This is a genomic window from Corynebacterium sp. ACRPF (genome assembly GCF_022347395.1).
GTDB classification, from domain to species: Bacteria; Actinomycetota; Actinomycetes; order Mycobacteriales; family Mycobacteriaceae; genus Corynebacterium; species Corynebacterium tuberculostearicum_D.
In genome coordinates this window covers 92406-111451 of the sequence record NZ_JAKRNB010000004.1, presented here as the reverse complement: position 1 = coordinate 111451, position 19046 = coordinate 92406, and the positions used below count along the sequence as shown (strand labels likewise).

At 63.6% G+C, this 19046-nt stretch carries 20 protein-coding genes; 5 read left to right on the top strand and 15 right to left on the bottom strand.

The features are described 5' to 3' along the window. Positions 1 to 3: 3 nt before the first annotated feature. The 6 genes from MHX61_RS03060 to MHX61_RS03035 all read right to left on the bottom strand — a co-directional run bounded on the left by MHX61_RS03060 (position 4) and on the right by MHX61_RS03035 (position 5841). Entirely contained in the window at positions 4 to 657 is a 654-nt protein-coding gene (locus MHX61_RS03060; protein WP_239192438.1) for a response regulator, read from the bottom strand. Further along, positions 654 to 1865: a sensor histidine kinase gene (locus MHX61_RS03055; RefSeq protein ID WP_239192435.1), complete on the bottom strand. Its 1212-nt coding sequence runs from the start codon at positions 1863 to 1865 to the stop codon at positions 654 to 656. The genes MHX61_RS03060 and MHX61_RS03055 overlap by 4 nt, the downstream gene beginning before the upstream one ends. A 66-nt stretch (positions 1866 to 1931) precedes the next feature. Further along, entirely contained in the window at positions 1932 to 2597 is a 666-nt protein-coding gene (locus tag MHX61_RS03050; RefSeq protein WP_239192432.1) for a response regulator transcription factor, read from the bottom strand. After that, on the bottom strand, positions 2594 to 3205 hold the full coding sequence (locus MHX61_RS03045; RefSeq protein WP_239192430.1) for a hypothetical protein: 612 nt from the start codon (positions 3203 to 3205) through the stop codon (positions 2594 to 2596). Before MHX61_RS03045 ends, MHX61_RS03050 begins: the two co-directional genes overlap by 4 nt. After that, positions 3202 to 4422 carry a sensor histidine kinase gene (locus MHX61_RS03040; RefSeq protein ID WP_239192428.1) on the bottom strand — a complete coding sequence of 407 codons (1221 nt, stop codon included), beginning with the start codon at positions 4420 to 4422 and terminating at the stop codon, positions 3202 to 3204. The genes MHX61_RS03045 and MHX61_RS03040 overlap by 4 nt, the downstream gene beginning before the upstream one ends. A gap of 42 nt (positions 4423 to 4464) precedes the next feature. Then, positions 4465 to 5841: a M20 family metallopeptidase gene (locus tag MHX61_RS03035; RefSeq protein WP_239192426.1), complete on the bottom strand. Its 1377-nt coding sequence runs from the start codon at positions 5839 to 5841 to the stop codon at positions 4465 to 4467. A gap of 157 nt (positions 5842 to 5998) precedes the next feature. Between MHX61_RS03035 and MHX61_RS03030 the strand changes: the two genes are divergently transcribed. Next, complete coding sequence (locus MHX61_RS03030) at positions 5999 to 6988, top strand: HNH endonuclease signature motif containing protein (RefSeq protein ID WP_239192424.1); 990 nt, start codon at positions 5999 to 6001, stop codon at positions 6986 to 6988. Positions 6989 to 7091: 103 nt separating this feature from the next. Here MHX61_RS03030 and lepA read toward each other — a convergent pair whose 3' ends face one another. Continuing rightward, positions 7092 to 8942 (bottom strand): translation elongation factor 4, encoded by a 1851-nt coding sequence (lepA, locus tag MHX61_RS03025; protein ID WP_005324118.1) that lies wholly within the window; start codon positions 8940 to 8942, stop codon positions 7092 to 7094. Between the two features lie 18 nt (positions 8943 to 8960). Here lepA and MHX61_RS03020 point away from each other — a divergent pair, with 18 nt between their 5' ends. Together MHX61_RS03020 and rpsT are read left to right on the top strand one after the other, a co-directional pair. After that, entirely contained in the window at positions 8961 to 9497 is a 537-nt protein-coding gene (locus MHX61_RS03020) for a type II toxin-antitoxin system PemK/MazF family toxin (protein ID WP_204611198.1), read from the top strand. A 271-nt stretch (positions 9498 to 9768) separates the two neighbouring features. After that, positions 9769 to 10032 (top strand): 30S ribosomal protein S20, encoded by a 264-nt coding sequence (gene rpsT / locus MHX61_RS03015; RefSeq protein ID WP_023020958.1) that lies wholly within the window; start codon positions 9769 to 9771, stop codon positions 10030 to 10032. Between the two features lie 117 nt (positions 10033 to 10149). On the opposite strand, the gene MHX61_RS03010 is transcribed toward rpsT, so the two are convergent. Then, on the bottom strand, positions 10150 to 10728 hold the full coding sequence (locus tag MHX61_RS03010; protein ID WP_204611196.1) for a TetR/AcrR family transcriptional regulator: 579 nt from the start codon (positions 10726 to 10728) through the stop codon (positions 10150 to 10152). Between the two features lie 333 nt (positions 10729 to 11061). On the opposite strand from MHX61_RS03010, the gene MHX61_RS03005 reads away from it, so the two are divergent. Together MHX61_RS03005 and MHX61_RS03000 are read left to right on the top strand one after the other, a co-directional pair. Continuing rightward, positions 11062 to 11904, top strand: a complete 843-nt coding sequence (locus MHX61_RS03005) for a DNA adenine methylase (protein WP_239192421.1) — start codon at positions 11062 to 11064, stop codon at positions 11902 to 11904. Further along, positions 11897 to 13228: a hypothetical protein gene (locus MHX61_RS03000; RefSeq protein WP_239192418.1), complete on the top strand. Its 1332-nt coding sequence runs from the start codon at positions 11897 to 11899 to the stop codon at positions 13226 to 13228. The genes MHX61_RS03005 and MHX61_RS03000 overlap by 8 nt, the downstream gene beginning before the upstream one ends. Here the strand turns inward: MHX61_RS03000 and MHX61_RS02995 are convergent. From MHX61_RS02995 to MHX61_RS02965, 7 genes are all read right to left on the bottom strand, one after another. After that, positions 13225 to 13872 (bottom strand): LysE family translocator, encoded by a 648-nt coding sequence (locus tag MHX61_RS02995; RefSeq protein WP_150851841.1) that lies wholly within the window; start codon positions 13870 to 13872, stop codon positions 13225 to 13227. The two genes, MHX61_RS03000 and MHX61_RS02995, sit on opposite strands and share 4 nt — an antisense overlap. Then, a complete protein-coding gene (locus MHX61_RS02990; RefSeq protein ID WP_239192415.1) occupies positions 13869 to 14258 on the bottom strand; it encodes an ankyrin repeat domain-containing protein in 390 nt (129 codons plus the stop codon). The genes MHX61_RS02995 and MHX61_RS02990 overlap by 4 nt, the downstream gene beginning before the upstream one ends. A 10-nt stretch (positions 14259 to 14268) precedes the next feature. After that, the gene (holA, locus tag MHX61_RS02985) at positions 14269 to 15246 is read right to left on the bottom strand and encodes a DNA polymerase III subunit delta (RefSeq protein WP_239192410.1); all 978 of its coding nucleotides are present in this window, start codon (positions 15244 to 15246) and stop codon (positions 14269 to 14271) included. Between the two features lies 1 nt (position 15247). After that, positions 15248 to 16660, bottom strand: a complete 1413-nt coding sequence (locus MHX61_RS02980; RefSeq protein WP_239192407.1) for a ComEC/Rec2 family competence protein — start codon at positions 16658 to 16660, stop codon at positions 15248 to 15250. A gap of 18 nt (positions 16661 to 16678) precedes the next feature. Beyond that, the gene (locus tag MHX61_RS02975; protein ID WP_239192389.1) at positions 16679 to 17371 is read right to left on the bottom strand and encodes a helix-hairpin-helix domain-containing protein; all 693 of its coding nucleotides are present in this window, start codon (positions 17369 to 17371) and stop codon (positions 16679 to 16681) included. Between the two features lie 99 nt (positions 17372 to 17470). Continuing rightward, entirely contained in the window at positions 17471 to 18346 is an 876-nt protein-coding gene (locus MHX61_RS02970) for a DegV family protein (RefSeq protein WP_204611185.1), read from the bottom strand. After that, positions 18346 to 19044, bottom strand: coding sequence for a histidine phosphatase family protein (locus MHX61_RS02965; protein WP_239192386.1), 699 nt, complete (start codon positions 19042 to 19044; stop codon positions 18346 to 18348). Before MHX61_RS02965 ends, MHX61_RS02970 begins: the two co-directional genes overlap by 1 nt. Positions 19045 to 19046: the final 2 nt, after the last annotated feature.

Sequence of the window (19046 nt, the reverse complement as noted above, 5' to 3'; positions counted from 1 at the left end):
CGCCTAACCGCCGAGCACCGCAATCGCGATATGCACCCGGTTGGTGCCATCGATCTTGGCCAGGATGTGCTTCATGTGCGTCTTGACCGTGGTCAGCGAGATGAATAGCTGCTCGGCAATCTCGGCATTGCTCAGTCCTTGGGCCACCAGCTGGGCAATTTCATTTTCGCGCTCGCTCAGCTCGGCCAGCCCGCTGGGCTGAATCATCTCTTGTTCCGGCTGCGGCGGCGTGGCCGCCAGCCCCACCAGGTTTTCTAACACCGTCGGGCTAAGCTGCTGCTGGCCTTGGGCCGCCGCTCTTACCGACGCCACCAGCGCCTCCGGCGCCGTCGTCTTCAACAAGAAGCCCACCGCCCCAGCGCGCAGGGCGTGCAGGATGAACTCGTCGGTATCAAAGGCAGTAAGCATCACCACCGGGATATCGCGCACGCCTGCAAGCGAGTGCAGCTGCGCTGTCGCCTCAATGCCGTCCATGACCGGCATGCGAATATCCATCAGCACCACATCCGGTTCCTCGGCCAGGATGAGCTCCACACCCTCTTTGCCATTGCCGGCCTCGCCGATAACCTCGATGCCCGGCGCGCCTTCCAAGATCATGCGCAGGCCGTGGCGCAGCAGCGGCTCATCGTCGACGAGCACTACCCGAATCTCACTCACTTTTCTTCCTTCCTTGGCAGGCGCAGCGTCCACGAGAAGCGTCCTTCCTCGTCCTGTACCTGCAGCGATCCGCCAACAACACTAGCGCGCTCGCGCATGCCGACGATCCCGTACCCACCACTGTGCACGCCTGTCTTTTCCCCAGTCTGGGCGGTGGGATTAGACATGGTGATAGACAGGGCGTCGGCAAGCGTGGCAATGGTGATGGTGACCGGCTGCCCCGGTGCATGCTTGCGGGCGTTGGTCAGGCCCTCCTGGACCGCGCGGTTGAGCGCGTGGCCGGCCATGGTGCTCAGCTCCTCCAGCGATTGCGGCCCCGCGCCCTGCTGATAGCGCACCTCCACGTCCATGCCCGCCTGGCGGGAGCGCTCCACCAGCGATTCCACGCCCTCGCGCGGATCGATGCGCCCCTCGCTGCGCAGCGAGTGCAGCGCCTCGCGCAGATCCCCCACGGCGGCCTCGGCTTCATCGCGAATCGTGCGCGCGGATTGCCGCGTCTCTTCCGGATCCAGGTCCTTGCGGTAGGCCAGCCCGCCGGCGTAGACCGCAATCATGCTCAGCCGGTGCGAGAGCGTATCGTGCATATCCCGCGCGATCCGGTCGCGTTCTTCCTGCCGCGCAAAATTCTCCCGGGTGGTCATTTCCTCGTGCGTGAGCTCCGCCTGCGCCTGCAGCGCAATCGTGCGCTCTTTTTGGTTCGAGCGAACCAACCCGACGACTAAAACCACTACTGCTGGGAGGATGATGCCAAGGAAAAATCCCAGCTTCCCGGGAGCACTAAGCCCTTCGCTTCGAGATAAATCTAGAGTGACCAGCTTCGAGGTCACCATGGCCGAACATACCGTCGCCATCCACAACCGGCTGCGGCGCGAGGCCGCCGAAAACGCCGCTATAAATACCGAAGGCCGGAACTCGGCAATCGAAACCGTCGCCGAAATGATCGTCGCCGCTACCAACGCGCTGAGCGGTCCGGCCTGCGCGCTGCGCGGGTCACGCTCCCGCGCAGCATGCCGGAGAGCAAAGGGCAATAAGATCCACGTTCCGATCGTCGCCGCGAAAAGAATAAACAGCCGTCCGGACGAGCCATCGGTCTCGCTGAACCGGACGGAAAAGACGAAAAAATCGCCTATCCCTGCCACCGCCGCAATGATAAGCTTCTGCCACCGCGGGCGCTGGAGCATCTCGTCGGATTTTCGGAACAACTTCATAACGCGCACCAGTCTAAGCCGACCCACCGCCAGCGCGGTATCCCCCGCAGGGAGGATTCTCCGTCCTTAGCCACGCGCCTCTAAGACCATAATTGCGATGTGCACGCGGCTGGTACCGCCGATCTTTTTCAAAATATGCTGCATATGCGATTTCACCGTCGCCATGGACACCACCAGCCGGTCGGCAATCTCCTGATTATTCAAGCCCTGGGCCACCAGCTCGGCGATTTCCCGCTCGCGGGAGCTAAGCCTACCTAGGTGGTTGCGGGCGGTGCGGGTGTGGTGCGAATGGGCGTCGGAAAGCGCGGGGCTTTGCATGCCTACCAGCTTGTCGACGACCTGCGGGCTCAACAACGGCTGCCCCGCCGCGGCCGCACGAACGGCCGCCATGAGCGATTCCGGCGGCGTCGACTTGAGCAAGAACCCGGCCGCCCCGGCGCGCAGGGCCCGCAAAATGAAGGAATCGGTATCAAAGGCCGTGAGCATGATTATCGGCACGGCGTGGACCGACAAGATCTTCTCCACGGCTGCGATGCCATCCATGACCGGCATGCGAATATCCATTAACACCACGTCGGGCTGCGCATCGAGGACGGTAGCCACCGCGTCTCGGCCATTGCTCGCCTCGGCCACGACCTCGATATCGGGCGCGTTGGATAGCAGCAGGCGCAGGCCGCTGCGGACTAGATCCTCGTCATCAACGAGCACTACGCGCAGGGCATCGGCCATCATGTATCCTTTCCCACTGGTTGATTCCACCGCGCCCGCCAGAACTTCGACGCAACGGGCGTATACGCCACTGTAAGCGCCACGAAGATCGCCAGTACTACCGGCACTATCTTGGCGTGGCCCGCCACTACGGCGTTAAGGAACGAGGGCACGAGAATATCGTTTAACTTTTCGAAGAATTTCGGGAAAAAGTCGATGACTAGAGTGGCCGCAATGAATGTCAGCGCAGTCTGCAGGAGCAACGTCCATAAGTTCACCCGATGCAGGCGCTTATCGACGTCCACCTTCCCCACCGCCGCAAACATCACCCTTGCTCCTTGTCCGCGAAACTCCGGAACGATGTAACCACGGCGCTCATGTAACTCGACGCGATCTGCGTCTTCGGGAGCATTATCATCGCTATTTCCGCGCAGGAATTCCACGCTATAGGCCGAGTCATCGGTGTCGATATAGCTGAGCTTGCGGGTGGTGCCGTCGACCGTGGAAGTAAAAAGGCTGCGCGTGGAATCTAAGTACTTTCCCGTCCATCCCTCGCGGGCCGTGGTTTCTTCTAAAGCGATACGCATAAGCCCGTAGTCGGGATGGCGCAATTGCCAGCTCATCTCGCTCATTGTGTGGCCTCCTTGTGCGCCAGTGGTAGCAGGATGCTCCAGCTAAATTCCTCACCTTCTTCGCCGACGTGGACATTCATGCGCCCGCCGGATAGCTCCACACGCTCGCGCAGTCCCACCAGCCCGTAGCCGCCGGCGCTGGCACCTGCGCGATCCCCGGCCTTAGCCGCCGAGAGCGGGTTGCGCATCTCGATGCCCACCTCACCGGCCACCTCGCGCACCGTAATGCTCACCGGCTGGCCAGCGGCGTGCTTGCGCGCATTGGTCAGGCCTTCCTGTACTGCGCGGTGCACGGCGTGCTGCGCCATCGTGGATAGCCCAGTAAAAACATCCGGGCTGGCACCGTCCGCGTAGGTCACGGTCACCTCGGCTCCGGCCTCACGCGCGGCCGCGACTAGCTCTTCTAAGGTGGTGCGCGGATCCTCGGAAAGGTCTTCGCGCAAGGCGCTTAAGACGGTGCGCAAATCTTCTACCGCGTTCTGGGCTTCCGTGCGGATGGTGCGCGCTGCGTCTGTGAACTCGTCGGGCACGCCCTCGCGCGGATAGCTCAGCGCACCCGCATGGATGGCCACCAGGCTCAAGCGGTGCGAGAGCGAATCGTGCATGTCCCGCGCGATGCTCTCGCGCTCCTCTCGCCGCGCATGCTCCACCTTGGCGCGCATCTCTTCGCGGTTCATCCGGGCTTGCTGCTCTACGCGCCACCGCTTTTCGCGCTGGTTGCCGCGTTTTTGGCCTACAAGCAAGCCCGCGACCATCACAACCACGACGAAGATGGCACCAACCCACCCGATCTCGTCCCAGCTTAAGTACGGGTTGAAGCTAGCATCTATCGCAAACGCCAGTACAAAGCATGCCACCGCGACCACGGAGCGCGTGGTCGAGCGCCGCGAGACCATGGAAATAAAAGCCACGACTCCGCTGACCGCGCCAAAATAGGAACTAGACCCCAGCAGAACGATGCAACCGGCGATGAAGCTGCGGGTGGAGCCGGCATAGTCGACGTCGGAAAGCTCGCGCGGCTGGTGCTCCAACGCAAAGGGCAGGGCGATAATGCCCAGCACGCCCACCACAAACCCGGTGCAGATATAGGGCCCGTACTCCTCAAATGTCGGCGAGTACTCCTCGATATCGAGGTTCATCAGCACCATGCCGACGAGCCAATTTGCCACCGCGCAGGCGGCAACAATGCCCGCCGTACTCCACTTCGTTCTGACCATGGCCTCAAGCTTAAGCCCGCGGCCATAGTCCCTAGGGATGATTTATTTCTGCACCCCGGCCGCATCGCGCATGGCCTTCGTCTGCGCGGACGGATGCTCGTTCTCGGTAGCCAGGCGCTCAAACGCCACGGCCGCCAGCGCGGCGGCCTGCATGCCGAGTACGGAATCATCAAAGCGCATCATCGGCGAGTGGTTCCACTCGCGCTGATTTTCGGGCTTGTCCGGATTGGCCGTGCCCATCCACATAAACGTGCCCGGCACCTGCGCGAGGACGTAGCCGAAGTCTTCGGAGGCCATCATCGGGGCATCGAACGGCTGGACGTTTTCGGTGCCAAACATCTGGCTCCACAAGGTGGCGGCGAATTGGTTTTCCCGTGGATTCGTCTTGGTGGTCGGGTACAAAACCTCGAAATCCACCTGTGCGGTGCACCGGTGCGAAGCAGCGACGGAGCTGGAGACCTCCGTAATCATCTGGCGCACGGCGTCGATCTTCTCATCGCGCAGCACGCGGACTGTCGCGCCCAAGGCCGCGCGCTCCGGGATGGCGTTATACGCGCCGTCGCCCGCCCACAGGTTGGTCACGGTAATCACGATGGGCTCCAGCGCATCAAAACGGCGGGTCAGCGCCGTCTGCAGCGACATCTGAATCTCCGCCAGCGCCGCTACCGGGTCGATGGCATCGTGCGGGCGGGAGCCATGCCCGCCCTTGCCCAGCACAGTAATGGTCAGGTTGGACGAGCTAGCCATCATCGGGCCTGGCACATAGTGAAAGGTGCCGCGGTCTTGGGGGCCGACGTGCAGGCCGTAGGCGGCAATGGGGCGTCGGCCAGCGGCGTCGAGCACGCCCTCCTCAATCATCGGCAGCGCGCCGCCCGGGCCTTCCTCGCCGGGCTGGAACATAAAGGTGACGTCGCCGTGCAGCTCCTCGCGGTGCTCGCAGAGAATCCGCGCCGCGCCCACCAGTCCGGCGGTATGCAGGTCATGGCCGCAGGCGTGCATGTAGCCATTCGTCGACGCAAACGGGCTGCCGGTCTGCTCGCGTACCTCGAGGGCATCCATGTCCGCGCGCAAAAGCACCGACACCGGCCGCTCGCCGCGCTGGCCGCCGCGCAGCACGGCCACCACCGAGCTCAAATCCTGGCCCACGTGAATCTCCAGCGGCAGGCCCTCCAGCGCTTCTAGGACCTTCTTCTGCGTGCGCGGCAGGTCCAGGCCGATTTCCGGGTTGCGGTGCAGGTCGCGGCGGAAGTTCTGCAGCTCCTCGAGCATGCCCTCGCCCATTTCCTGGAATACCTCGGTGGCTACCCGCTCACCAATGCGCGCCCGTGTCACCGGCAGGGGCGGCAGCTGCTGGGCCTGGCGCGGGGCAGCCAGGCGGCCAGGGTTGGTGGGGCGAATACGCTTGGTCGGGTCAGTCATGGGGAGCTCCTTTTCTCGCTTTCGCATTCGAGGGTACCGCAGGTTATCCACAGGCCGCCCGGCGGGTTCGGGGTTGGTGTGACGGGTGGGGCGAGTTATCCACAGGCGGGCGCGCGTGAGCTACCGCGGGCTTGCGGGGTGTCTTAGGCTCACCGGCATGACCCGCTTGCAGGACTACGCCCGCCAACTTACCTCGCCGATGGAGCTTCTCGGCGAGGTCTCTGGCGCGCGCGAGGCCGACCTGCGGCGGCTGGGGCTTCCTCGGCAGGAGGCCCGGAGCCTCCTTGCGCTTGCCGACGTCTACTTTGGCCCCACCCCCTTCACCCGCCGGCAGCGCTCGTGCCGGGCGACCAAGCATTGCTTGGCGACGTTGAAGATTATCGAAAAGTACGTCTCGCGCACGAAATCCAAGCGGGATGCGTGGGCGCTGCGCGCTGAACTATGCGCGACCGACCAAGACGTGGAGCAGCTCGCGCGCACGCGATTGAAGGAGCTTTATCCGCGAAAGCAGCCGGAGAAGGGTGTGCGGATGACGCGGCGCAAGGGAGGGCCGTCGACGCTTTCGATTACCGGTGATTCCGATTTCATTGCTGACCTGCACGCCAGCATCAACGAAGAGAAGCCGCTTGATTCCGTGGAGAATATCTTCTTCCGCGGCGGGGGTGCGGCGCGGCCTGCCGCGACGACGAATATCATCATCCAGCTGGATGAATTGGATGAAATCTTAAGCGGTGGAGGCGAGGAAATCACGCTGCGCCTGACCAATGGAGCCGAAATCAGCGGCGCGAAGCTGGTAGAAAAGCGCCTTGCCGAATGCGGGCTCGTCACCCTCGTCCATCCTTATGAGGGAGCGGTGAACCTGTATCGCACCTCGCGGCATGCCTCGGATAAGCAGCGGCTGATGGCGGGCGCGGAAAATCCCACCTGCCCGTGGGCCGAGTGCAACTATCCGGCGGATAAGTGTCAGATCCACCACCTGCAGGCGTGGAAGCACGGCGGGGAGACCAATATGGCGAATCTCAGCGTGGCGTGCCCGTATCACAACGGCGTCAACGACGACGATCCGCACGCGCCGCCGGTGCGCGGCAGGCTTGAGCGGCGGCAGGGCCGAATAGTCTGGGTCCCGCCCTGGGCCGGATCGACCTAGTTACACGCCTTGAACACTCAGGTCGTCCGCTCAGGCCGTCCGCTCAACCTGGCCTCGCAACCACGGCATGGCTGCGAGGTGGGTTCGGCGTGCGTGGGGTGGATTAATCGTCGGCGTCGGTAGACAGCGCGGCCACGAAGGCTTCCTGCGGCACCGAGACGGAGCCCAGCGTCTTCATGCGCTTCTTACCGGCCTTCTGCTTTTCCAGCAGCTTGCGCTTACGGGAGATATCGCCGCCGTAGCACTTGGCCAGCACGTCCTTGCGCATAGCGCGGATGTTTTCGCGGGCGATGATCTTCGAGCCGATGGCCGCCTGGACGGGCACCTCGAACTGCTGGCGCGGGATGAGTTCCTTGAGCTTTTTGGTCATCTTATTGCCGTACCACTGGGCGGAATCGCGGTGGACGATGGCAGAGAAGGCGTCGACTGGGTCGCCGTTGAGCAAAATGTCGACCTTTACCAAGTCCGCGAGCTGCTCGCCGGCCTCTTCGTAGTTCAGCGAGGCATAGCCCTTGGTGCGGGACTTGAGCATATCGAAGAAGTCGAAGATGATTTCACCGAGCGGCATGGTGTAGCGCAGCTCCACGCGGTCCTCGGAAAGGTAGTCCATGCCGCCCATCTGGCCGCGCTTGGACTGGCAGAGTTCCATGGTGGGGCCGACGAACTGCTCAGGCACGATGACGGTCATCTTCACCACGGGCTCATAGACCTCGTTGAGCTTTCCTTCCGGCCAGTCAGACGGGTTGTGGACCCACTTTTCCTCGCCGTCTTCGGCCACCACGCGGTAGGTTACCGATGGCGCGGTGGAAATCAGGTCGAGGCCGAACTCGCGCTCCAAGCGGTCGCGGGTAATTTCCATATGCAACAAACCCAAGAAGCCGCAGCGGAAACCAAAGCCGAGGGCGACGGAGGTTTCGGGCTCGAAGGTTAAGGAGGCGTCGTTAAGCTGCAGCTTTTCCAACGCATCGCGCAGGTCCGGGAAATCGGCCTGGGAAATGGGGAAAAGGCCGGAGTAGACCATCGGGTCCGGGTCCTTGTATCCCTTAAGTGGGGTTTCGGCGCCGCCGTTGGACCAGGTGACGGTATCGCCCACCTTGGTCTCGCGGACGTCCTTTACGCCGGTAATGAGGTAGCCCACCTCGCCAGGACCCAAGCCCTCACACTTTTGCATCGTGGGCGAAACGATGCCGATTTCCAGCAGCTCATGGTTGGCGTTGGTCGACATCATGGTGACCTTCTGGCGCGGGGTGAGCTTGCCGTCCACCATGCGGATATAGGTCACCACGCCGCGGTAGGTGTCATAGACGGAGTCAAAAATCATGGCGCGGGCCGGCGCATCGGCGTCGAATTCAGAAGATGGCGGCGGGACTAGCTCGCAGACCTTGTCCAGCAGCTCGACGACGCCCTCGCCGGTCTTGCCCGACACGCGCAGCACCTCTTCCGGCTCGCAGCCGATGATATTGGCGATTTCCAGCGCGTATTTTTCCGGGTCGGCGGCCGGCAGGTCGATTTTATTGAGGACCGGGATGATTTCCAGGTCGTTTTCCATCGCCAGGTAGAGGTTGGCGAGGGTTTGGGCTTCGATGCCCTGGGCGGCGTCGACAAGCAGGATAGCGCCCTCACACGCCTCGAGCGCGCGGGAGACCTCGTAGGTAAAGTCCACGTGGCCGGGGGTGTCGATCATCTGCATGACAATCTGCTCCCCCTGCGCGGTGCCGGACTGGGGCACCCACGGCAAGCGCACGTTCTGCGCCTTAATGGTAATGCCGCGCTCGCGCTCGATGTCCATATTATCGAGGAACTGGTCACGCATATCGCGCTCCGCAACCACCTTGGATAGCTGCAGGATGCGGTCCGCCAGCGTCGACTTGCCGTGGTCGATGTGAGCAATAATGCAGAAGTTTCGGATTCGGGCGGGATCCGTAAACGTCGTGGCCGCAAAGTTTTCAGACATACGTCTACAATAGTCGACATGAAAAGCGCCATGCTCACCCGTCTGCGCCAAGCGCTGGGAATCAGCGAGCGCGAGCCAATAGACACCGGCCTGAGCCGCATTAATTCCCGGTTGGGGCTGGATAGGTCGGATGAGTTCCACGGGCCGCGCAAGGCCGCCGATATCCAGGTAGAGGCCACTGCCTCCCACCCCCGGTCCATATTTTTCACCCCCGATATGGACGGCCAGGCCGACTCCGGCGAGGTGGTCTGGGTGTGGGTACCGGCCGAAGGTAAGCAGGCACCACCGCGCGAGCGCGCCATTTTGGTCGTCGGCCGCACCCGCACCACGGTAATGGGCTTGCTTATCTCCCCCAACCCAAAGCATGCGCTTGACGACGCCTGGCTGGAAATCGGTTCCGGCGAATGGGACGAATCCGGGTGCGATTGCTGGGTGCGCCTCGACCGCCTGCTCGAGGTATCCGAGGAGCAGGTGCGCCGGCAAGGCACGCTTTTTCCGGAACGCAGATTCGAACGAATCGCGAATAGGTTGCGGGCGCGCTACCACTGGGCCTAGCCGCCGCGCGGCCGGTGGCTAGGGAGCCAGCGGGCCGGGAGCCAGAGACCTGGGAGACGGCTGTCGCGGGGAGGGTTTTGGCAGGTCGGGTTCGGTACTGCTATTGTGTGTTGGTTACTTACTTGCCGGGCGCGTTGGTCGGGGCGGGCAGGACCTTGGGTTCGCTCTTCGAATACCAGCGCCGAGCGCGCCAGTAATTGCTGGCCGCGGGAGTAGTCCGAGTAGGTCGGTTTCTACGTCAATCACTTTCGATTACTAAGAGGTATTTTTCATGGCAAATATCAAGTCCAAGCAGAAGCGCGTTATCACCAACGAGAAGGCACGCCGCCGCAACAAGGGCGTTCGCTCCGCCGTCCGTACCGAGATCCGCAAGTTCCGCGAGGCTGTCGCTACTGGCGACAAGGCTGCTGCTGAGAAGCAGCTGCGCGTGGCATCCCGCGCCCTGGACAAGTCCGTGTCCAAGGGTGTCTTCCACCGCAACACCGCAGCCAACAAGAAGTCCGGCATGGCTTCCGCGTTCAACAAGATGGACTAAGAGCCATTGCACAGATCATCCCCCGGTCGCGCTCTACGGAGCGCGCCGGGGGATTTTCTTAGCTTACTTTGGCCGGCGGAACCGGCAGGTAGGGCCGGTAAGACTTAGGCGGGGCGCTTAGGCCAGTTCATCGTTGAAGTAGTCTTCGAAGATGGCGCCGGCGTTGTGGAAGGCGTCGGCAAGCGAAGTGCCGCCACGGGTTTCCACGAAGGTCTCAAAGGCGGTCAGGAACTGGGTGTGGATGATGTTGACGGTCGGCGTAAGACGCGGATCGGAGGACTTCCAACCTTCGCGAGCCTGCACCGCCTGGCGGACGCGCTGAATGATGCGGCTATTGCGCTGGCAGTACAGGGCGCGCAGCTTCGTATCCTTAGCCAACGCCTGGGCCGTGAGCTGGGAAATTTCGGGGAAGAACTCATCGCCTACGGCACGATTGAATACGGTCATGGCCATGATTTTGGAATCTTCGCGCAGGCTTCCGGTGGGCAATCCCGCGGCGAAATTTTGGAATTGGTTCTCCACTTCCTCCGACATTTCGGAGCCTAAAACTGCCGATTCTTTGTCTTTTATGTAATTAAAAAGCGTACGGCGGGAAACGCCCACTTTGTGAGCGAGCTCCTCCATGGTGAACCCGTCATAACCATTTTCGATGACGAGGTTGAGCGCAGCGACTCGGATTTTTGATATACGCGGCATGAATGCCCCTTTCTGTCCCGACGCTCTTCAAGCTTCAGTATCTTTTCTTTCTCCCTAAGAAATTGTGAGGAAATTCTATTTTGCCTACAAGCTAAGGGATTTTGAGGCGATTTTATTACCTTATATTCGGTCAGAGAAACTGCCATGCACACCAGGGGAATTCCCCGCCGACACGGCTGCGCATTTTCGCCCGTCATGGCACCATTAGGCGAAACTGTGACGTTGGACAACCAAGATGGCGCCGCCGCGCGGCCACGCATCCGATTTACCCGCTCGCACGTTCGAAAACCCGATGGTGCTTGTGTCCGGTGGGACGGCTAAGATGAGTCAACGATGAAAAACGTTAAGCCACTGGTGAAATGGGCGGGCGGGAAGCGCCAGCTCTTGCCGCATATCCACGCCGCCCTGCCGGCGGAGGCCCCGCGGCGTTATTACGAACCCTTCATCGGTGGCGGCGCGGTGCTTTTCTCTCTGGAGCCGGCCAGCGCACGGGTCAACGATCTCAATAGTGAGCTCATCAACCTCTATGAGGTGGTGCGTGGCGGCGTCGATGAGCTCATTGAGGAGCTCGCGGGCTACCCCAATGACGCAGAGTTTTTCTATGCGCTGCGCGCAGTGGACCGGGATGCCCACAAGTTTGCCGCCCTCTCCCCCGTCGAGCGCGCGGCACGAACGTTGTATCTCAACCGCACCTGCTATAACGGCCTGTACCGCGTGAACGCGGCCGGTCAATTTAATGCCCCGTTCGGGCGTTATAAGAATCCCACCATCTGCGATGAAGACACGCTGCGCGCGGTGCACCGCTATTTTGCGGATAATGATGTGGCCTTCTCGCAGGGTGATTTCGCCGCGGCGGTAGCACAGGCGCGCGAGGGGGACTTTGTGTACTTCGACCCGCCCTATGACCCGGTGAATGTGACGAGCTCGTTTACCGGCTACCAGAAGGGCGGCTTTGACCGTGCGGAACAAGAGCGTCTCAAAGAGGTCTGCGATGACTTGGATAGGCGCGGGGTGAAGTTCCTGTTGTCTAATTCGGCCACCGAGTTCATCCGCGAGCTCTATGCGGACTATGAAGTAGGCATCGTGGGGGCAACGCGGGCGATTAATTCCGTTGGTTCGAAGCGGGGCAAGGTCGACGAGGTCCTGGTGCGCAACTACGAGGTCCGCGGTGACTAGCGGGCCGGAAGCGCAGGAGCTGCGGGCGCGCTTTGGTGTGCCGGAAACGGTGAAGCTCGGCGTCAATGACTGGGGCTGGCTGCGCATCCTGGCGTCGGGATACGACGCGGAGCTGGAGCGGCGCGGGTATTTCTATATTGGCGCGCGGGAGCTAGAACGGCTCTCGGGCCGGCAGCCGCGGCTGATGGCCAAGCATGATTTTTCTACGTCGCGGCCCTGGATTTTTCAGCGTCTCCAGCTGGGAATCGTGCCGGTCAGCCGGGGCGAATACCTGGTGGGACGATTCAACCTGTACGAACGATTTCCAGAAACGCAGCGCGGCGAGGTGCGCACGCTGGAGCTGCCGGCGGGGCTGGACACCCTCTCGTTGGAGGCAGTGAGCTCGGAGGCAGTGGCGCTAAATGAGGCGTCGGCAAGCGGGATGCTAGAGGACTTCTTGGGCTGCGGGCCATTGCAGGCGACGGTGGCCGGGCGCATGTCCACGCGCGGGCTTAAGGTGCGGCTGCCGGACTTGGGCGTGGATGTGGCGGTGGACCGCGCGCAGATGGAGATCGACGGCGGCTTCGAATCGCTCGAGCACCTGGTGCTGGTGGAGGCGAAGAACCACCTTTCGGACGATTTCAATATCCGGCAGCTATATTTTCCGTATCGCCGGTTCCAGCAGCGCCTGGCCAAGGATGTCGTGCCGGTTTACCTGGTGTACTCCAATGGTATTTTCCACCTGTACCGCTATGAATTTCGGGACCCGGCGGATTTTCGCAGCATTGCGCTGGTCGATAGCGCCCGCTACGCGCTGTCCGCCTCGACTCTGGATGCGCAGGCGGCGCTCGATATTGTGCGGGCGGTAGAGCCCGAACCCGAGCCAGCCGTGCCGTTCCCGCAAGCTAATAGCTTCGAGCGGGTGGTCAACCTGCTGGAGCTCATCGCCCTGCAGCCGCTAAGCAAGGCGGAGATTACCCAGCGCTATGATTTCGACCCGCGGCAGGCGGATTATTATGCCAATGCCGCGCGCTACCTGGGCCTGGCGGAGCCGGTGAAGGAAGCGTGGGAGCCGACGGAGCACGGGCGGCGGGTTATCGAGCAACCGCAGCGTGACTCCCGGAATGCGGCGCTCATACGAGCGCTGGCGGCGCGGCGGGTTTTCCGCGAAGTCCTAGAGCTCAGCCTGGCCCGCGGCGCGGTGGCTAGCACCGCAGAGATTTGTGCGGCCATGGAGGGGCTGGGGCTCAGCTTGGCGACGTCCCGGCGGCGCGCCTCCACCGTCGCCCGCTGGACCCAGTGGGTGCTGGACACGGTGGCCGAGGGCACGCCGCGCCTGTTTTAGGCCAGCAGGTTCTGCCCGCCGGAGATGATGAGGACGATACCGGCGATGATAAAGAAGAGGCCAGAGCCGATGTCGATCCACGGGCCGGCGGCGATGAGCTTGCGGCGCACGGCATTGGTGGAAATTACCGTGGCGACGACGAGGAAGAAGAGGAAGGCCGACAGCGAAAGCGAGAGGGTCAGCGCAATCGCCAGCCAGACGGGTGGGCTGGCCGGGAGCAGCGGGGCGATCATCGCGGCGAGGAAGAGCACGATTTTTGGGTTGGACATATTGGTGGCTAGGCCGACCTTGAAGGCGGTGCGCAGGCGGCCGAGCTGGGCGGCTGCGTCTTCAAGGTCTACCGGTGGATTGGCGCGCTGGGCGATGCCGCTGCGCAGCGCGCGCGTTCCCATAAACACCAAGAAGCAGCCGCCGATGGCCTGGACCGCGCCGAGGATTTCTGGAAAGGCGGTCAGCAGCGCGGCGGCGCCAAAGACGGTGGCGGCGCACCAGAAAAGCACGCCGATCTGGATGCCGGCGGCCGCGGCAATGGCGTGGCGGCGCGAGCGGGTGGCGTAGCGGGTCACCAAAATGATGTCCGGCCCCGGCGAGGCGACGCCCACCAGGTTCATCAGCAAGAGGGTGAAAAAGGATGTCCAGGTCACTCCCCCGCCTCGCTTTCGAGGCGGGGGATAAGGTCCTCGCGGCCGAACAGCCGGGCAGAATCCAGCGCGGAAGGCTGGCCGGCGGTGGGGTCGGCGTGGGTGGCAAGGAGGGCGTCGATAACCGCGTCTTCCTTCTTGAAGATGGCACCGGCCAGCGGGGACTGGCCGCGGTCATTGAGTAGGTTGACGTCTGCGCCGGCGCGGGCAAGTGCGGTAACCAGCTCGGCGTGGCTGTGATAGGCGGCGAGCATGATAAAGGACTGGCCTTCGTGGTTGACGAGGTCGATATTCACGCCGTGGTCGATATAGGCGAGGAGGTCCAGGTTGCCCTCGCGCGCCATGTCAAAGAGTCGACCGGCGAATTCTTGCACTTGCGTTTCAGACATGGTTTCTAGCTTATCGCGCCAGTTCCGCGACGCGTTTGACGGCCGCCTCAAGGGCGAATTCGGGCTCACCGCCTTGGCCTTTGACGGCGGCATCGAGCTCGGAGACGAGGATGACGGCCTTGGTGACATTATCGGCGGACCAGCGGCGGGCCACGGGCTGGGTCATTTTGACCACGTAGGGTGCCAGGCCAGTTTGGCTCGCCAGCGAGTACTGGTCCCCGCGCGCGGAGTAGAGGCGGGCGACGGCGCCGACCTTATTGGCCAGCGCGGCGGCAATCGCCACGGGGCTCGCACCCAGTTGGAGGGCGCGGCGGCAGGTGGATACGGCGGCTTCGACGCGGCCGGCGACGGCGGCGTCGGCAATGTCCCAATTGGCGACCTCGGCCACACCGACGTAGTAGTTTTGCACCGCCTCGCGGGTGACATTGCCGCCGGTATCAGAAACCAGCTGGGAGATGGCCGAAGCCAGTTCGCGCAGGTCAGAGCCCACTCCCTCGAGCACGGCGTGGATAACGTCCGGGGTGGGGCGCACGCCGTGGCTAGAAAATTCGCGGGTGGCCCACTGGCCCAGCTCATTGGGGTAGAGCGAAAAGACCTCATGGACCTCAGCAATCTTGCGCAGCTTGGCCACGAGCTCGGGCTGCTTCTTCTTTTTCTTCAGCGTCTTGGCCGTCACGGAGTAGATGATGACCATGGTCATGCCCGGCGCGGGATTGGCGCAGGCGCGCAGGAGGATATCGACTACTTCTTTGCCGGCGCGCTCGCAGTCGCTGATGACGATGACGCGGTTATCGCCAAACAGCGACGGGCTGGTGGCCTCGAGGATCTCGCCCTCAGAGACCTCGGAGGCTTTGAGCTTGGTCAGCTCGGGCCGGGTACCGGTGGGACCGCTCTCCTCGGCCGCGGCGCGCTGGATCTGCAGGCGGGCGCGTTCGGTGAGGAATTCATCGTCGCCGAGGATGAGGTGTACTGGAGGCATGCCCGCCATTCTAGCCTGCGGTCAGGCCGAGCCAGGCGATGCCCGCCAGCGTCAGCGCCAAGGTGAGCCACGGGCGGTGATAGAGGAGGCCGGCGATGATCCAGGCGTAGGCAAGCAGCGTAAAAAGCGGGTAGGCGGGGATGGTGACCACGGGCAGGTGTGCTACGCCGTGGGCGATGGTATTAATCCACCACGAAAACGGCTCAATGAGGCGCAGCAAGCCGGCGCCCAGCACATCGAGCGGGCCCAGCTGGGCAAAGATGGCGGCGATAAGCCCCACGATGGTAATCGGCACGGTGGCTGGCTCGACGAGGATATTGGCCAGCACGGAGACCACGGAGACCTCGCCGGACATGAGTGCCACCAGCGGGAGGGTGACGATATCGGCGGCGATGGCCACGGCAACCGCACGCAGGAAGATGGCGGGCCAGCCGGTCACGGCCAAGTGCTTATAGATGAGGGGGCTGAGCGCCACGATGCCGAGCGTCGCCGCACAGGATAGGGCGAAGCCGAAGTGCACGGCGAGGTCGGAATCCACAAAGAGCAGCGCGATGATGCCGAGGCTGAGCGCATGGATGGGCTCCATGCGCGTGGAATTGAGCACGGTAAGCAGGCCTACTACCCCGGCGACGGCCGCGCGCTGGACGGAGGGTTCGAAGCCCACAAGCAGAACATAGGTGGCCAGCGCGCACAGGGAGGCGGCCACGCGGGCGCGGGGCCCGAGCGCGAAGGCAGCGCAGACCACGGCCGCGGCGGAGCAGACGATGGCCACATTGGCGCCGGATACAGCACTCAAGTGGGAGAGCCCGGTGGCGATATACAGGTCGCGCTCGGCGGTATCTTGCAGCGCGGTATCGCCGAGCACCATGCCGGGGATAAGGCCCTGGCTGGAAGGACCGACGGTATCGAGGACCAGCGCGCGGAAATTCTCGGCCACCTCGGCCGCCCAGCCGGCCAGGCCTTCGGGCTCGGCGGTTACCTGCACGTCGGCGGCATTGGCGCTGAGCTTTCCGACACCCGCCCTATCCGACTCCCCTACCCTCACCCTGGCCGTAAGCTCGGCGCCGGCCGCCACCGGGACTGGTTCTGGGCTAAAGACCGGCAGCTGGGTGGGGTATCCCGGAACCTTGAGCTTGAGCAGCCAGCCGCCCGTACTGGTCTGTGTCGGTGCAGTGACAAGGCGCCCGGTGACTTCGCTGCCGAGGTCGAATGCGGCAGCACGATCCTGGCGCACCGCGGCGACGAGCGCCGCACCCCCAGCGACCGCCCCGCAGAAGAGCGCTTGGCCCCACTGACGAGCAATAAGGCACAGCGCGACGACGACCGCGATGAGTGCGATGGCCCAGCCGCGGCCGGCGAGCAGCACGGCGATGACGGCCAGCCAGGCGGTAGCCGCGCCGGGGACGAGCCGCAGTTCTCGCATCGCACGCTCAGGTACGGGCTAGAGCTGGACTTGGTCTTTAAGCTGTGCCAGCTTCGCCGGCCCGATGCCGGAGACCTCCAGGAGCTCTTCCACATCCTTGAAGCCGCCGTGCTCCTCGCGGTAGGCCACGATGGCCAGCGCGGTCACCTCGCCGACGCCCTTGAGTTCGGTGAGCTCCTCGGCGGTGGCGTTATTGAGGCTCACGCCGCTGCCGCTAGCGCTGCCGCCAGGGCTGCTGGAGTTGTCGCCGGCGGGGGCGGGTTCACCGGGTGCGGGAGGTGGAGCGGCGCCGGAGGGCAGAATGTGGAGCTGTTGGCCGTCGGAAAGCCGCTGCGCATGGTTGAGCGCCATGGTCTCGGCGCCTGGTAGCGGCTGGGCGGCGGCGAGGGCATCGGCGACGCGCGCACCGGGCTCGAGTGTCTTCAGGCCGGGCTCGGCAACTTCGCCGATGACCGAGACGATGATTTCGCTGGGTTCCTCGCTCGGGGCATCGCTTAATGCCGCGGGCTCGGGCATGCCGGAGGATTCTTCGGATCGCGCATTGATGCCGAGCCAGACCACTACGCCGATAACGAGAATGACCGCCACAGCGCAGGCCTGCCAGGGGCTGATGCGCAGTCGCGGGCGCGGGTAATCGATGGCGAGGAGTTCTTCCTCGCCGGTGGGTTGGGTAAATTCGCGGAGTCGTTCGCTGATCTTGGGTGCCGCCATGGCGCTGAGGCTAAGCGCGGGCGCACACCAGTGAAAGGTCGAGCGGAGGTGGGCTGTGGATAACTTGTTGTGGGCGTCAACGAACCCGGCGCGGTGGGCCTAGTTATCCACAGAACGGCGCGGCGAGAAGGCGCGGGGTCGACCACGTGTGTGAGGATGTGCTGGTTCGGCGGGAGGCTCGGAGCTAAACACAGCGGAGACGCCGATGGCGGAGGGGCCGGCGTGGACAGAGAGGACGTCGTTAAGCGGAGTGCAGATAAAGGACGAACCCTGCGGCAGCGCCGCTTCAAGGAGCGCCTCCAGCTTGGCAGCCGCGTCTTCGGCTTGGTTGTGCTGGATGGCAACGAAGGCCGGCTCGCCGTCCGCGCGGGAGGCGATGAGGTCCACCAGCTTGGTAAAAGCCTTGGTCTGGGTGCGGGTCTTGCCCACCAGCTCCAGCTTGCCCCGGGTAATCGACATAATCGGCTTGGTGGCCAACAGCGCCGTAGACAGCACGGCCGTGGCCGGGGAAAGGCGGCCAGAGCGGCGCAGGTCCTCCGTGGAATGCAGGTAGACCCAGGTAGCCGCGCGCTTGAGGGTATCGATGGCCGCGGCATAGCACTCGTCCAAGCTGGCGCCGCGGGAGGCGAGCTTGGCGGCGGACATGGCGGCCGCGCCCATGGCCATGCCGGCCGAACCGGAGTCAATCACCCGCACCGTGTGCGGAAAAACGCCGGAGGCGGATACCGCGGCGGAATAGGTGGAAGATAGCTCTTTGGACAGGTGAATGGCCACCACGCCATCATCTTGGGCGCGCTCCATTTCGCGGCCATAGGCGGCGGCCAACTCCAGCGCGCTCAAGCCCGAGGTGGAGCGCTCCAGGCCATCCTTGCCGTGGCTTTCCATAAGGTGCAGGTCAATGACGGTAATGGATAGCTGCTCCGCCAGCTCCGGCGGCAGGCCCGCGGAGGAATCCGTAATGACGCGAACCGTCACTAGATATCCGCCCCGCCGTCCCCGGTGACCTCGCCGCCCATATTCCAGCCGTCGAAATACCACTGGGCGCTGCCCACATTATCTGGGGTGAACTCCAGGGAGGATAGCGGCGTTTCCGGGTTAAAGTCCGGGCGGGCGGTCAGCTGCGACCAGTGCGTATTCTTCAAGCCGGAAAGGATTCCGTACTGCGCATGGTCGAGTCCGAGCAGGTGACAGGTCAGCGCCGAGATAGCGCCGCCATGAGCCACGATGAGGACGGGGCCCTGGTCCCAGCCGGCGAAGTCTGCCATGAGCTCATCGACGACGGGTCGGGCGCGCTCGGCCACATCCACGCGGGATTCGCCCTGTGGCGGCGCCCAGGTGGGGTCGTGGCGCCAGATGGCGCGCGCGCCTGGGAACTCTGCATCTACTTCGGCGGAGGTTCTGCCCTGCCACTGTCCTAGGTGCGTCTCACGCAGGCGGGCATCCGTGGTGAAATCCACGCCGAGCGCCTCGGCGACGACGCGCGCAGTTTCGCGCGCGCGGAGGAGATCGGAGGCGACGATTTTAGACACGCCCTGATCCTGCAGCAGGCGCGCGGCGGCGCGGGCCTGCTCATAGCCTAGCTCGGACAGCTCGGTGTCCAAGTGGCCCTGCATGCGGCCGGTGGCGTTATAGGTAGTTTGTCCGTGGCGGATCAGGATCAGGCGGCGGCTCATGC

What these genes read in the sequence shown, in the direction of transcription:
- MHX61_RS03055 (WP_239192435.1), bottom strand. Translation starts at nt 1,865, where the DNA reads ATGAAGTTGTTCCGAAAATCCGACGAGATGCTCCAGCGCCCGCGGTGG.
- MHX61_RS03050 (WP_239192432.1), bottom strand. Translation starts at nt 2,597, where the DNA reads ATGATGGCCGATGCCCTGCGCGTAGTGCTCGTTGATGACGAGGATCTA.
- MHX61_RS03045 (WP_239192430.1), bottom strand. Translation starts at nt 3,205, where the DNA reads ATGAGCGAGATGAGCTGGCAATTGCGCCATCCCGACTACGGGCTTATG.
- MHX61_RS03040 (WP_239192428.1), bottom strand. Translation starts at nt 4,422, where the DNA reads ATGGTCAGAACGAAGTGGAGTACGGCGGGCATTGTTGCCGCCTGCGCG.
- MHX61_RS03035 (WP_239192426.1), bottom strand. Translation starts at nt 5,841, where the DNA reads ATGACTGACCCGACCAAGCGTATTCGCCCCACCAACCCTGGCCGCCTG.
- MHX61_RS03030 (WP_239192424.1), top strand. Translation starts at nt 5,999, where the DNA reads ATGACCCGCTTGCAGGACTACGCCCGCCAACTTACCTCGCCGATGGAG.
- lepA (WP_005324118.1), bottom strand. Translation starts at nt 8,942, where the DNA reads ATGTCTGAAAACTTTGCGGCCACGACGTTTACGGATCCCGCCCGAATC.
- MHX61_RS03020 (WP_204611198.1), top strand. Translation starts at nt 8,961, where the DNA reads ATGAAAAGCGCCATGCTCACCCGTCTGCGCCAAGCGCTGGGAATCAGC.
- rpsT (WP_023020958.1), top strand. Translation starts at nt 9,769, where the DNA reads ATGGCAAATATCAAGTCCAAGCAGAAGCGCGTTATCACCAACGAGAAG.
- MHX61_RS03010 (WP_204611196.1), bottom strand. Translation starts at nt 10,728, where the DNA reads ATGCCGCGTATATCAAAAATCCGAGTCGCTGCGCTCAACCTCGTCATC.
- MHX61_RS03005 (WP_239192421.1), top strand. Translation starts at nt 11,062, where the DNA reads ATGAAAAACGTTAAGCCACTGGTGAAATGGGCGGGCGGGAAGCGCCAG.
- MHX61_RS02990 (WP_239192415.1), bottom strand. Translation starts at nt 14,258, where the DNA reads ATGTCTGAAACGCAAGTGCAAGAATTCGCCGGTCGACTCTTTGACATG.
- holA (WP_239192410.1), bottom strand. Translation starts at nt 15,246, where the DNA reads ATGGCGGGCATGCCTCCAGTACACCTCATCCTCGGCGACGATGAATTC.
- MHX61_RS02980 (WP_239192407.1), bottom strand. Translation starts at nt 16,660, where the DNA reads ATGCGAGAACTGCGGCTCGTCCCCGGCGCGGCTACCGCCTGGCTGGCC.
- MHX61_RS02975 (WP_239192389.1), bottom strand. Translation starts at nt 17,371, where the DNA reads ATGGCGGCACCCAAGATCAGCGAACGACTCCGCGAATTTACCCAACCC.
- MHX61_RS02965 (WP_239192386.1), bottom strand. Translation starts at nt 19,044, where the DNA reads ATGAGCCGCCGCCTGATCCTGATCCGCCACGGACAAACTACCTATAAC.